Here is a 13,124-nt window from a genome sequence, read left to right on the forward strand (position 1 = left end):
GCCGTAAGCCGTCACAGGGCGAGCGAGCGGCCCATCATCACGTCGTCGACGTAGCGCCCGCCCAGGAAGAACTCGCCGGGCAGCACCCCCTCGACGACGAACCCCTCCGACTCGTACAGCGCCCGGGCGGGCGCGTTGTGCCCGAGCACCCGCAGCGTCATCCGGTTCGCCCCCTCCTTGCGGGCCAGCGCGAACGCGGCCCGCAGCAGCCCTCTGGCGACACCGCTGCCGCGCGCCCATTCGGCCACGGCGAGGCCCTGTATCTGGCGCACATGCGCGTTGCAGGCGAGCGGGGTCGCCGCGACGACCCGGATGTAACCGGCGATGCGCATGTCGCCCGCCGGGTCCTCCACCTCGGCCACGAGCAGGTGCTCGGGCCGGTGGCAGTCGTCGAAGAACGGTTCGTACGGCGGCTGCGGACGCGGCTGTACGGCGTGGAGGGTCGACCAGGTGGCCCGGTCAAGCTCCCCGAGAGCGGTGTCGTCGGAGAGAACGGCGGGGCGCACGAGGGGGGTGCGGAGCTCAGGCATGGGCGCCACTGTGCCACGGCCCGCCCGGTCACGTCATCGCATATCTGCCGGGCGCTCGGCGGAGCCGAACGGGAGGCGGCGGCGGAAGTCGTTCGACGACCCGGGACCGCTCCGGGGAGGAGTACCGGCTGCTCTCCGCCGCCATCACCGCGGCGGACAGCGGGGCGGCGGTCTGCGGCATGTGCGCCACTGTCGGGATGTCGCCCTGCAACTGCTGTTCGAGTGATTCGGGCGTGACGGGTGATGAGGGCGCGGCACCCCGCACGCCGCTGCGGCAGGATGGTGCCATGGTGTACTCCCGTATCGCTGTCACCGGATCCACCGGACTCATCGGAGCCGCGCTGGTGCGCTCGCTGCGGGCCGACGGTCACGAGGTCGTGCGCCTCGTCCGGCATCCGGCGCGCGCCGGGGACGAGGTCGAGTGGGACCCGAAGCGGGGTTACGTCGACGGGGCGGGCCTGGTCGGCTGCGACGCCGTCGTCCATCTCGCCGGGGCCGGGGTCGGCGACCATCGCTGGACGGAGGAGTACAAGCGGGAGATCCGGGACAGCCGGGTGCTGGGCACGGCGGCGATCGCCGAGACGGTGGCCTCCCTCGACGTACCGCCGAAGGCGCTGCTCTGCGGGTCGGCCATCGGCTACTACGGCGACACCGGGGACCGCGCGGTCGACGAGACCGCGCCGCACGGCACGGGCTTCCTGCCGTCCGTCTGCGTGGACTGGGAGGCTGCCGCGGCTCCGGCGGAGGCGGCAGGCATCCGGACGGTGTACGCGCGCACGGGCCTGGTCGTCGCCCGGGAGGGCGGGGCCTGGGGGCGGCTGTTCCCGCTGTTCCGGGCGGGGCTCGGCGGGCGGCTCGGCAGCGGGCGCCAGTACTGGAGCTTCATCGCGCTGCACGACCACATCGCGGCCCTGCGGCACCTCCTCGACACGGAGTCGCTGTCCGGACCGGTGAACCTGACCGGCCCCGGCCCCGTGACCAACGCCGAGGTGACAGCGGCGATGGGGCGCGTGCTGCACCGTCCGACGCTGCTCTCCGTCCCGGCGCCCGCGCTCCGGATCACCCTCGGCGACTTCGCGGAGGACGTGCTGGGCAGCCAACGGGTTCTGCCGGCACGGCTGCTGGACTCGGGGTTCACCTTCGCCTTCCCCGGCATCGACGGCGCCATCCGCGCGGCGCTGCGCTGACCCCGCACGGTCGGATCACACGCATGTGCGACCCCGTGCCACGGTGCCCCGGGCCGCGCGCGACTGCGCCCGCACTGGACCCCTCCTAGCCTCGTGGCGAACTCGGGCATTCCGGGGACCTGTTGGGGGCAAGAGCCTCCCACCAGTTGCGCCGACTCGGGGAGGGGCACGTGCTCAGCACGGCACACCACGCGGACGTCGTCATCATCGGTGCCGGAATCGCCGGCCTGTCAGCAGCCCATCATTTGACCAGTGCAGGGGTCAGCGTCAGCGTCCTGGAGGCCGGCCCACGCGTCGGCGGCCGGATGACCACCGAGGAGGTGGACGGGTTCCGGCTCGACCACATCGGCCCGCTCCTCAGCACCTCATATCCGGAACTGCGCGCCGCGCCCGGCCTCGAAGGGATCCTGCTGCGGAACTTCGCTCCGGGGGTCCTCGTCCACAGCGAGGGCCGCCAGTACCGGACCGGCGACGCGCGCCAGGTACGGAGCGCACGGGGCGCATTCAAGGCGGCGCGCGCCTTGGCGAGCGCCCCCCGCCCGCCGATGGGCGGGCCGATCGACCAGGCCAGGCTCGGCGCGGCCCTCGCCCGGCTCGCGGCCACCCCGGCCGCCCGCATCCTGGCCCGGCCGGAGCGGACCGCCCTCGCCGCCCTGTCGACCCGCGGTCTGCCCTCGCGTACGGTCAATGGCTTCCTGCGCCCGCTGCTCACCGCGCTGCTCAGTGACCCCGGGCTCACCACATCGAGCCGGTGCGCCGATCTCGCCCTGCGCAGCTACGCGCGCGGCCGGCTGTGCGTGCCGTCCGGCGGCTCGGCCACGCTGCCCGAGCTGCTGGCGGCGGCCCTGCCGCCCGGCACCGTGCGGACCGGCGTCCATGTCACCGCCGCCGACACCACCTCCGTACGCACCAAGGAACACGGTGAACTGGGCTGCCGTTCCCTGCTGCTGGCCACCGGTGCGAGCGCCGCCGCCGAGCTGCTGCCCGGTCTCCGGGTGCCGCCCTTCCATCCGGTGACGGTCCTGCACCACACCGCCCCCGCTCCCCCGCCGACCGGCGCCTCGCTGCTGCTGGACGCCGACCGCTCGGGCCCGGTGGCCCACACCTGCGTGATGAGTGAGGTCGACCCCTCGCGCGCCCCGCACGGCCGGACCCTGATCACGTCGACGGTGCTGGGCACGCCGACGCCCGATCTCGACCGCTCGGTCCGCACCCATCTCGCCGCGTTGTACGGCACCCCGACGGACGACTGGGAACTGCTGGCCGCCCACCACGACCCGGAGGCGGTCCCCGCCATGCCGCCTCCGCACGATCTGCGCCGCCCGGTCAGGCTGCTCGCCGGGCTGTACGTGTGCGGCGACCACCGGGACACGAGCACGGTGCAGGGCGCCCTGTTCTCGGGCCGCCGCGCAGCGCACGCCATCCTCGGCGATCTGGGCGTCCGGCCCGGCCAGCTGGAGGCGGAGCTGCGCGAAGCGGCCTGAGTCCGCCCGCGCACATCCTGCCCCGGTCCAGCCGATCGCAACCCCGAGCACCCTTTACAGATCGGATCTCTCGCCCCACCTCCTGTTTTCGGGAGTGGTCCACACCACTCCCGCAAACACCCTTGTCGTGCGTCACGTCTACCGCTACGGTCCTGGCGAAACCAGACTTCAGGAGACCGTAGTGCGCCGAGCCATGCCCGTTCTGCCGCTTCTTATAGCTCTAGTCATCGGATCTATCACTCCCGTCGCGGTGGCGAACGAACCCCCGGACGAACCCGGATCGAGCACGGGCAGCACAACGGCCTCACCAGGGCCGCCCGTTGTTCCCAGACCGACCCAGTGGAGCGAAGCGGGCGGCCACACACAGCTGACGGCGGGGACCCGCATCCTGGTGGACCCCCAGTCCCGCTCCATGACCGCTCTCCCCTCCGGGCGGGCCGAATTCCCGGGCCCCGCACGGCAGTCCGTGCAGGACCTGGCCAAGCAGCTGCGTACGGAGGTGGCCCAGGTCAGCGGAGTCGCTCCGGCCGTCAGCAGCGACATCCGGCACGCGCGGGCCGGCGACATCGTGCTGACGCTCACCGAACAGGGGGCACTGGGCGCGGAGGGCTACCGGTTCGAGAGCACGGACGCCGTACGCATCGAGGCCGCCTCCACCCACGGCCTGTTCTACGGGACGCGCACGCTCCTGCAGCTGCTGCGTACCGCCCCCGATCACCTCACCGTGCCGAAGGCCGTCTCCACCGACCGTCCCGCCCAGCCGGTCCGGATGACCATGCTCGACGCCGGCCGCAAGTACTGGCAGCCGAAGTACCTGGAGAAGCTGGTCCGCCGGATGGCCGACCAGAAGCTCAACACCCTGTTCCTGCAGTTCTCCGACTCCGAGGGCTTCCGTCTCTTCAGCCCGGAGTTCCCCGGACTCGCGGACCCCGCACACAGTTACGACCGCGCCGACATCGAGCGGCTGAAGCGTGTCGCCGCCCGCTATCACGTGCAGGTGATGCCCGGTATCGACATGCCCGGACACGCGACCGTGATCACCGACGCATTCGGGATCGGCTTCGGTGACGGCCCCGAACCGTGCACCCAGGCACACACCCACTCGCACCTCACGCCGAACTGGATGGTCGACCTCACCAGCGAGAAGGCGGTCGCGACGACCCGCCGGATCGTCGACGAGTTCGCCGGCTGGTTCGATGCCCCGCTGTTCAGCATCGGCGCCGACGAGCTGCCCGGCCAGCTCGCCAACTGCCCCCGCGTCAAGAACTATCTCGCCGCCGATCCGGACACCAGCACCCTCGGTGACCTGCTGAACGGCTACATCAACACCCTCGACGACGTCGTCACCGAGCACGGCAAGCGCACCGCGATCTACAACGGATCCGAGCACCTCGCCGCACCCCAGCAGCAGGTTCACGCGCCCGTGGTGTTCCTGACCTGGGAAGGGACCGGCACCGAGCCTGTCATCCCCGGCCACGACGAGATCGCCATCGGCCCGTTCTACAACACGCCGAACAACTATCACCACTTGTACCCCAACGAGTCGTGGATGTACGACTCCTGGGTGCCCAGCACCGCGCCGGATCTCCTCGGATCCGGTCTGATGAACTGGGCCGACTACAACTTCTGGGCCGACGACGGCTACTTCGAGCAGCAGATGGCGACCGCCCGCGCGATCATCGCGGACCGCTCCTGGAACGCCTCCGCCACCCCGGACACCGTGCAGGACTTCCGGACGCTGGTCGCCCGGCTCGGCGACCCGCCCGGCCTGCGGCCCGACCCGGTGGCACCCCGGGTCGACGACGGCCGGCCGAGCCACCACTGGACCTTCGACCAGGCCTCCTACCCGAGCGGCTGGACGTGGGCCGGCAGCCCCGGCAACACGATCTTCGCCGAGGACACCGCGGGGAACCTGCCGGGCACCTCGTACATCATCAACAACCCCACTCCGGTCCCGGACGGAGTGCGCGGCCAGGCCTGGCGCTTCGACAGCGACCGCGACGGGGTGGGCTTCGGCGGCCTCGACCTGGCCGAGCCGTGGACCGTCTCCGGATGGGTCAGGACGACGGGCAGGACCAGTGACCAAGTGCTGCTCAGTTCGAAGGCCGGCGCGCTCAAACTCCAGCAGTGGGGCACCGGAAAGGTCGGCTTCACCCGCTACGGCGTGGCCGACCACAGCTTCGACTACACCCTGCCGCTGAACCAGTGGGTCCAGCTGACCTGGGTCACCGAGCCGGGCCGCACCACCCTGTATGCGAACGGCGAGCGCGTCGGAATGGTCGGCGCGTCCATTCCGCTCCCGCTGCGCTCGATCGGCACCGAGAAGGCCGGGCTGCGCGGAGATCTCGACGAAGTCTCCACCTGGGACGAGGCGTTGAGCCCCGAACAGGTCCGGGCCGACTACGCGCACTACGACCGCTGACCCGAAGGGAAACCGCAGTGACCCGTACCCATGCCCGTACCCGTACGCGACTCGTCGGAGCGACAGCTCTGGCCGCCCTCGCCGGCCTCCTGACCACCCCGGCCTCCGCCGCGCCCGAACCCCCGTCGAAGGACTACGAGCCGACGGTGGAGTCCCTCAACAGCCACCCCACGCCCACGTGGTTCAACGACGACAAGTTCGGCATCTTCATCCACTGGGGCGCCTATTCGGTGCCCGCCTGGGGTCCGCGCGGCAGCTACGCCGAGTGGTACTGGAACTACATGAACAGCAAGGGCAGCGCCACCAACACCCACCAGAAGGACACCTACGGCACGGACGCGAACTACGACGACTTCATCGGCCAGTGGAAGGCCGAGAAGTACGACCCGGACGCCTGGGTGAAGCTGTTCAAGGATGCCGGTGCCAAATACTTCGTGCTGACCTCCAAACACCATGAAGGCGTCGCACTGTTCGACAGCAAGGTCAGCGGCCGCGACACCGTGGACCTCGGCCCGAAGCGCGACCTGGCGGGCGACCTGTTCAAGGCGGCGCGCAAGGACACCGAGGGCGGCCGGCTGAAGGCGGGCTTCTACTACTCGCTGTACGAGTGGTACAACCCGTCGTACACCGGCAAACCGGTCCTCAACCCGTACACCGGCGCCGAAGTCCCGTACACCGGCGCCCCGTCGGTCAAGGACTACGTCGGCGACTACATGGTCCCGCAAATGAACGAGCTGGTCGATCAGTACGATCCCGACATCATCTGGTGCGACGGGCAGTGGGACAAACCCGCGTCGTACTGGAAGACCGCGCCCGTCATCGCCGACTACTACAACCGCGCGAAGAACCGGGCGCACCCGAAGGAAGTCGCGGTCGCCAACCGCTGCAAGATCGAGACCGGTGCGCTGGACAGCAAGGAACTCGACTTCCAGACACCCGAGTACACAGTCAAGCCGGACATCGACCCGAACAAGTGGGAGGCGAGCCGGGGCATCGCGCACTCCTACGGCTACAACCAGAACGAGCCCGAGGAGGACCACCTCACCTCCGACCAGCTGATCGACTCGCTCACCGACATCGTCAGCAAGAACGGCAATCTGCTGCTCGACATCGGCCCGCGCGCCGACGGCACCATCCCCGAGATCCAGCAGCAGCGGCTGCTCGACATCGGCGCCTGGCTGAAGATCAACGGCGAGGCGATCTACGGGACCACCTACTGGCACCATGCCGAGGAGCCGACCGGAGACGACAAGGTCCGCTACACGGTGAAGGACGGCACGCTGTACGCGACTGCGCTGGAGTGGCCCGGCACCGAACTCACCCTCGGCGCCGACACGCCCGTCACCGCCGACTCCCGTATCACGCTGCTCGGTTCGGACGGCAGCGCACTCCCCTGGCACAAGGACTCCGCAGGCCGCGTGATCGTCGAGACGCCGAAGGACGGGGCGTCGGCCACCAGGAGCACGAGCGCGTACGTCTTCAAGGTCACCACTCCGGGCGTGAACACCCTCGTCCGCACGAGGACCGAACTGCCGAAGGAGCTCAACCCCGGGCGCGCCGCCGACGGCACCCTGACCCTCACCAACACCGCCCGCACACGCGCACCCGGGACCGGGATCGGGCTGTCCGGCCCCGAGGGCTGGACCGTCACCCCTGCGGCCACCCGCGTGCACCCGTTGTCGCCCGGCGCCGACGCAGAGGTCCCGTTCACCGTGACGCCGCCCGCTTCCGCGGCCCCCGGTACGTACGCACTGAACATCACCCTGCGCCACGGCCCTCTCACCACCACCACGACGGTCAAGGTCAGGGTGGCCCTGGAGAACCTCGCCCGGAACAAGCCGGCCACCCAGAAGAGCACCGCGTGGGACGCCCCTGCCTCCCGCGCCGTCGACGGGAACACCGACGGCTCCTTCGGATCGGGCTCGGTGACCCACACCGCGGAGCCCTCGTCGCAGGCGTGGTGGCAGGTCGACCTGGGCGCCTCGAAGTCACTGTCCGCAGTCGACATCTGGAACCGCACCGACTGCTGCTCCGACCGGCTGAAGGACTTCTGGGTCATGACCTCGGACACCCCGATCACGGCCGACGGACTCGATGAGGCACGGACCGCACCCGGTGTGACGGCGGTCCATGTCACCGGCCAGGCCGGACGGCCGTCCACTGTGCAGCTCCCGGCGGGCACCTCCGGCAGGTACGTCCGCGTGCAACTGACCTCCGGCACCAACCCGCTGTCGCTGGCGGAGGTCGAGGTGCGCGGGCACTGAGAGAGCCCTGCCGAAAACGGGTGGTGGCCCGGACCGATCGTTCCCGGTCCGGGCCACCACCCGTTCCGTCGCGCGCAGGAGTCACGCGGAAGAGTCATCCGTGATCCCGCGGGAGGGATCACCCGAGGGCCGCGACCCGGTCCCGGTATCCCCGTACCGCAGCCGCGTCCCGGTACGGCTCGAGGCGACGCTCGAAGTCCCGTACGTACTCCGTCGCCCGGACCGAGCGCATCTCCGCCGCCTGCTGCGCCGCCTCGGCGCCGAGCAGACACGCCTGGTCGAGCTCGCCGAGCCCGAGCCGGGCGGACGCCAGCACCACCCGGCAGAACAGCCTGCTCCGGGCGTACCCCGGGGCGCGCAGCTGCAGCGAACGCTCCGCGTGCTGGGCGGCTGCCCGGTACTGCTGCAGATCGCGGTGGCAGTGCCCGAACTCGTCGGCGAGCTGCGCCTCGTCGAAGGAGCGCGCCCAGTACGGCACGTCGTCCCCGGGCCGGGCGGTCTCCAGCGCGCGTTCCGCCCGTGCCAGCGAGGCCGCGCAGGTCCTGGCCTCGCCGAGCACGCCGTGCCCACGCGCCTCGACGGCGTGCAGCAGGGCCATGACGACGGGCGGCGCCGACGAGCCGATGCCCTGCTGGGCGACGCGCGCCAGCTGGACGGCTTCCCTGCCGTGCCCGAGATAGACCGCCTGCCGGCTCATGGTGATCAGCACATAACTGCCGTACGCCCGGTCCCCTGCCGCCTGCGCGAGCCGCAGCGCCTGGACGAAGTAGCGCTGGGCGAGACCGTGCGCCGCGATGTCGTACGAGGTCCAGCCCGCCAGCCGGGTCAGATCGGCGGCGGCCGAGAAGAGCCGCCGCCCGGTGGTCTCCCCGTACGTCCCGCGGAGCATCGGCTCGGCCTCGTGCTCCAGGTAACGGACGAGGGCCTGGCGGGCGTGGCCTCCGCCGTAGGCGTTGTCGAGGGCGCGGAAGAGCTCGCCGACGGAACGCAGGGCGGCGACATCGCCGCTGCTGACCTTCTGGCCGGATCCGCGGTCGGTCTGCCGCTGCCGGGGGACGCCGGGGGCGCCGGTTCCCGGCGGCACGAGGTGCACCGGAGGCCCGGCGGAGGCGGAAGGCGACGCGGCGGACCCGGAGGGCCTGGCGGGCGCGGGCCCCCGGGCGCCGTACCGGCCCCCGGGCCCGCTCGCCCCGTGCAGTCCATGCGCCCCCACGTGAGCCGTGGCGTGCGCTCCGGCGTGCGAACCAGGTGACCCGTTGGCCCCCACCGGCCCGCGCTGCGCACCGAGCACCGGCGCCGCCTGGGTCCCGCTGCCCCCGCCGCCGGGGGCAGCGGTCTCGCTCCCCCGCCCCACCCACTCATCGGCCCGTCCGATCAGCCAGTCGCGGCTGGGCACCACGAGCCCGGCCGGGGTGAACGCGATCTTGCGCAGCTCCGCTTGGCTGCCCGAGTCCTTCCGCCACAGGCCGCTGACGATCTCCACCGCCTCGGCCGGAGTTGCGGCGAACTCCAGGCCGGCGTAGACGGGCGCACCCCCGTCGAGGCCCAGGTCCTGCGCGGAGAGCCGGCGCCCGAGCCGCCGGGTGAAGACCTCGGCGATCAGCGCGGGGGTGGTGCCGCGCGGTTGCTGGCCGCGCAGCCAGCGAGTCACGGAGGTCTTGTCATAGCGCAGATCCAGACCGTGTTCGAGGCCGAGCTGGTCCACCCGGCGGGCGAGGCCGGCGTTCGAGAATCCGGCTTCGGTGATGAGCGAGGCGAGCTGGCGGTTGGGGGTGCGCTGCGGAGGTCGTTCCGACATCAGCTGTACGGTCTCCTGCTTTCGGGGCCGGGCGGGCAGCCCTTATGGAACGGCGCGAATTTAGCGGGCCCTACGACGGCCGCACTCTCCTTCGCTTCACATTCATCCGATCGTGTGAGGATTGGGGGTGGCACTGACGGGAACAACCTGTCGGGCCACCGCTCCCGGGGCGGTCGTACAGTGGCCCGGGGCGCGCATCAGTGCATGGTGACGTGGTTCCGGGGCACCCCCGGCTCCCGGTACCGCAAGTAGGAAGGCATCTCCGTGAGTGAGCTTCGGTTCGTCCGGCTGGGATTCGGTGAGGAAGCCGTCGACTACCAGGAGGCCTGGCAGAAGCAGCGCGAGGTGCACGCGGCCCGGTTCGAGGACACGGTTCCCGACACCTGTCTGCTGCTGGAACACCCGCCGGTCTACACCGCGGGACGGCGTACGACCGAGAGTGAGCGCCCCCTGGACGGCACTCCGGTCGTCGATGTGGACCGCGGCGGAAAGATCACCTGGCACGGCCCCGGGCAGCTCGTCGGCTACCCGATCCAGAAGCTGCCGCGCCCGGTGGATGTCGTGGCGCATGTCCGCAGGCTGGAGGACGCACTGATCCGCACGGCTGCCGAGTTCGGTCTGGAGACCAGCCGGGTCGAGGGCCGCAGCGGAGTCTGGGTGCTCGGTGACCCGGTCGAGGAGCGTCCGTCGCTCGGCGGCCTCTCCCTCGACTTCGACCCGCGGCTGAACGACGAGGAGTTCGACCCGCGGCTGAACGGCCCCGAGTACGCCCCGTCCAACGCCGGCCAGCGCCGCGAGGACCGCAAGCTGGCGGCGATCGGCATCCGCGTCGCCAAGGGTGTGACCATGCACGGCTTCGCGCTGAACGTGAACCCGGACAACACCTGGTTCGACCGGATCGTGCCGTGCGGCATCCGCGATGCGGGCGTCACCTCGCTCGCGTACGAGCTGGGCCGCGACGTCACCGTCGCGGAGGTGCTCCCGGTGGTCGAGAAGCACCTGAAGGACGTCCTGGAGAACGCGGAGCTCGCCCCGCGGGAGACCGACCGGGCCTCGGCCTGACCCGGAGCCCCGGGAATGGCCCGGCCCGCCCCCTGGTTGCCCAGGGGCAAGGGCCACACCCCAACCGTACAAATAGCGGGCGTACCCTGGTGTTCGCCGAAGAATCGAAGTCGTAGGGAGCCGGACGTGTCCGCTGTCGCACCCGACGGGCGCAAGATGTTGCGCCTGGAGGTCCGGAACAGCCAGACCCCCATCGAGCGCAAGCCCGAGTGGATCAAAACCCGGGCGAAGATGGGCCCCGAGTACAACCAGCTGCAGAAGCTCGTGAAGAGCGAGGGTCTGCACACGGTGTGCCAGGAGGCCGGCTGCCCGAACATCTTCGAGTGCTGGGAGGACCGTGAGGCCACGTTCCTCATCGGTGGTGACCAGTGCACCCGGCGCTGTGACTTCTGTCAGATCGACACGGGCAAGCCGCAGGCGCTGGACCGGGACGAGCCCCGCCGCGTCGGTGAGTCGGTCGTCACGATGGACCTGAACTACGCCACCATCACCGGCGTCGCCCGCGACGACCTGGAGGACGGCGGAGCCTGGCTGTACGCGGAGACCGTCCGCCAGATCCACGCGCTGACGGCGGAGCGCGAGGCCGGCGCCACCAAGGTCGAGCTGCTGATCCCCGACTTCAACGCGGAGCCCGAGCAGCTGGCCGAGGTCTTCTCCTCGCGCCCCGAGGTACTCGCGCACAACGTCGAGACGGTGCCGCGGATCTTCAAGCGGATCCGTCCCGGTTTCCGTTACGAGCGCTCCCTGGAGGTCATCACGCGGGCCCGCGAGGCCGGTCTGGTGACCAAGTCGAACCTCATCCTCGGTATGGGCGAGACCCGCGAGGAAGTGAGCGAGGCGCTCCAGGACCTGTACGACGCCGGGTGCGAGCTCATCACGATCACGCAGTACCTGCGGCCCTCCGTGCGCCACCACCCGGTCGAGCGCTGGGTGAAGCCGCACGAGTTCGTGGAGCTGAAGGAGGAGGCCGATGAGATCGGCTACTCCGGTGTGATGTCCGGGCCGCTGGTCCGCTCCTCGTACCGGGCCGGCCGGCTCTTCCAGCAGGCGATCGAGCGGCGCGGCGCGGTCACGACCGCACCCACTGCCTGACCGGGACCGTGTGAATCCGAGCACAAGAAGCTACTGAACGGTACTGGCTGAATCGACGCGGCCCATACGCTCCCCGCAGGTCGGGGACGCGTATGGGCCGCGTCGGCGTGCGCCGCGCTCATATCAAGGTTTCATTGGTGTTTGACCGAAAGGTCATGCGCTGGTAACACCGAGCAGTGACTCTGGATGCACGCAGCGCAGTGGTTCTCACGGCTGCCGCCGCCACTGCTCACCGTCTCCAACCCGCGCAAGCAACTCCTGTAACCCACTCACTCCGCGCATCCGTTCCGAGGGGACTTCCACGATGCAGGCCGTGCCGGTACGTGCCACCGCCATTCCGTCCGTCACCGATGCTCTCCGCGCCGTCGAGTCGCTGCTGCTGAGCAGCGGCCAGCGCACCGCCCGCCGCAACGCCTGGACGGCCGTCCTCGAGGACCGCCGCCGCGCCAAGGACCGGGTCGAGACCGAGTACGTACTGGAGGCCGTGGCCGACCACCGTTCCTAGGCCACGTAAACTTCAGTACATGGCGAGGAAGGCAAACACTGACGGCGCGGACAGCGTCGAGAACGCGGGGCGGCTCAAGCAGATCGCCCTGACCTACAAGATGACCCGGCGGACCGACCCCAAGATCGGTCTTGTCGTCGCAGGTGTGGGAATCGTCACCTTCGGTGTCCTCCTCGCCATCGGCTTCTTGATCGACCACCCGATCTACCTGGGCATCCTGGGCTTCGTGCTGGCCCTCCTCGCGATGGCGATCGTCTTCGGGCGGCGTGCCGAGCGGGCGGCCTTCGGGCAGATGGAGGGACAGCCGGGCGCTGCGGCGGCGGTGCTGGACCGTGTGGGCCGCGGCTGGACCACGACGCCGGCGGTAGCGATGAACCGCAGCCAGGACGTCGTCCACCGGGCCGTCGGCAAGGCGGGCATCGTACTGGTGGGCGAGGGCAACCCGAACCGGGTCAAGCTCCTGCTGGCGGCCGAGAAGAAGAAGATGGCCCGCATCCTCGTGGACGTACCCGTGCACGACATCATCGTCGGCAACGACGAGGGCCAGGTGCCGCTGAAGAAGGTCCGCACCAAGATGCTGAAGATGCCGCGGGTCCTGACCGGCCCGCAGGTGACGGCGGCCAACGACCGGCTGCGGGCGATGGGCGACCTGATGAGCAACATGCCGCTGCCGAAGGGCCCGATGCCGAAGGGTATGCGGATGCCGCGCGGCGGCAAGATGCGCTGACGCCGCGCACTCGACGCACAAGAGGGCGGGGGGGGGACCACAAGTGGTGGGCG

Annotated in this window: 11 protein-coding genes; 8 read left to right on the forward strand and 3 right to left on the reverse strand. The window is 70.7% G+C overall.

Features of this window, described 5'->3' with window-relative positions; genetic code table 11:
* Nucleotides 1–11: 11 nt before the first annotated feature.
* Together ACNPQM_RS24920 and ACNPQM_RS24925 are read right to left on the reverse strand one after the other, a co-directional pair.
* Nucleotides 12–530, reverse strand: coding sequence for a GNAT family N-acetyltransferase (locus ACNPQM_RS24920; RefSeq protein WP_418085790.1), 519 nt, complete (start codon nt 528–530; stop codon nt 12–14).
* A 28-nt stretch (nt 531–558) separates the two neighbouring features.
* Nucleotides 559–819 carry a hypothetical protein gene (locus ACNPQM_RS24925; RefSeq protein ID WP_418085791.1) on the reverse strand — a complete coding sequence of 87 codons (261 nt, stop codon included), beginning with the start codon at nt 817–819 and terminating at the stop codon, nt 559–561.
* Between ACNPQM_RS24925 and ACNPQM_RS24930 the strand changes: the two genes are divergently transcribed.
* The 4 genes from ACNPQM_RS24930 (at nt 818) to ACNPQM_RS24945 (ending at nt 7,887) form a co-directional block, all read left to right on the forward strand.
* Nucleotides 818–1,717, forward strand: coding sequence for a TIGR01777 family oxidoreductase (locus tag ACNPQM_RS24930; protein WP_358858451.1), 900 nt, complete (start codon nt 818–820; stop codon nt 1,715–1,717). The genes ACNPQM_RS24925 and ACNPQM_RS24930 overlap by 2 nt on opposite strands.
* 170 nt (nt 1,718–1,887) lie before the next feature.
* A complete protein-coding gene (locus tag ACNPQM_RS24935) occupies nt 1,888–3,201 on the forward strand; it encodes an NAD(P)/FAD-dependent oxidoreductase (protein ID WP_418085792.1) in 1,314 nt (437 codons plus the stop codon).
* Between the two features lie 193 nt (nt 3,202–3,394).
* Nucleotides 3,395–5,623 carry a family 20 glycosylhydrolase gene (locus ACNPQM_RS24940; protein ID WP_418085793.1) on the forward strand — a complete coding sequence of 743 codons (2,229 nt, stop codon included), beginning with the start codon at nt 3,395–3,397 and terminating at the stop codon, nt 5,621–5,623.
* 17 nt (nt 5,624–5,640) lie between these two features.
* Complete coding sequence (locus ACNPQM_RS24945; protein ID WP_358858454.1) at nt 5,641–7,887, forward strand: alpha-L-fucosidase; 2,247 nt, start codon at nt 5,641–5,643, stop codon at nt 7,885–7,887.
* A gap of 118 nt (nt 7,888–8,005) precedes the next feature.
* On the opposite strand, the gene ACNPQM_RS24950 is transcribed toward ACNPQM_RS24945, so the two are convergent.
* The gene (locus tag ACNPQM_RS24950; RefSeq protein WP_418085794.1) at nt 8,006–9,685 is read right to left on the reverse strand and encodes a regulator; all 1,680 of its coding nucleotides are present in this window, start codon (nt 9,683–9,685) and stop codon (nt 8,006–8,008) included.
* Between the two features lie 264 nt (nt 9,686–9,949).
* Here ACNPQM_RS24950 and lipB point away from each other — a divergent pair, with 264 nt between their 5' ends.
* From lipB to ACNPQM_RS24970, 4 genes are all read left to right on the forward strand, one after another.
* Entirely contained in the window at nt 9,950–10,747 is a 798-nt protein-coding gene (lipB, locus tag ACNPQM_RS24955; protein WP_418085795.1) for a lipoyl(octanoyl) transferase LipB, read from the forward strand.
* A gap of 126 nt (nt 10,748–10,873) precedes the next feature.
* Nucleotides 10,874–11,839, forward strand: coding sequence for a lipoyl synthase (gene lipA, locus ACNPQM_RS24960; RefSeq protein WP_358858457.1), 966 nt, complete (start codon nt 10,874–10,876; stop codon nt 11,837–11,839).
* Nucleotides 11,840–12,143: 304 nt separating this feature from the next.
* A complete protein-coding gene (locus ACNPQM_RS24965; RefSeq protein WP_037693926.1) occupies nt 12,144–12,344 on the forward strand; it encodes a hypothetical protein in 201 nt (66 codons plus the stop codon).
* A gap of 19 nt (nt 12,345–12,363) precedes the next feature.
* The gene (locus ACNPQM_RS24970; protein ID WP_358858458.1) at nt 12,364–13,071 is read left to right on the forward strand and encodes a DUF4191 domain-containing protein; all 708 of its coding nucleotides are present in this window, start codon (nt 12,364–12,366) and stop codon (nt 13,069–13,071) included.
* The last annotated feature ends 53 nt before the right edge of the window (nt 13,072–13,124 follow it).

Origin of the sequence: Streptomyces sp. NPDC056231 (assembly GCF_048270745.1) — a bacterium.
In the GTDB taxonomy this organism is placed as follows: Bacteria; Actinomycetota; Actinomycetes; order Streptomycetales; family Streptomycetaceae; genus Streptomyces.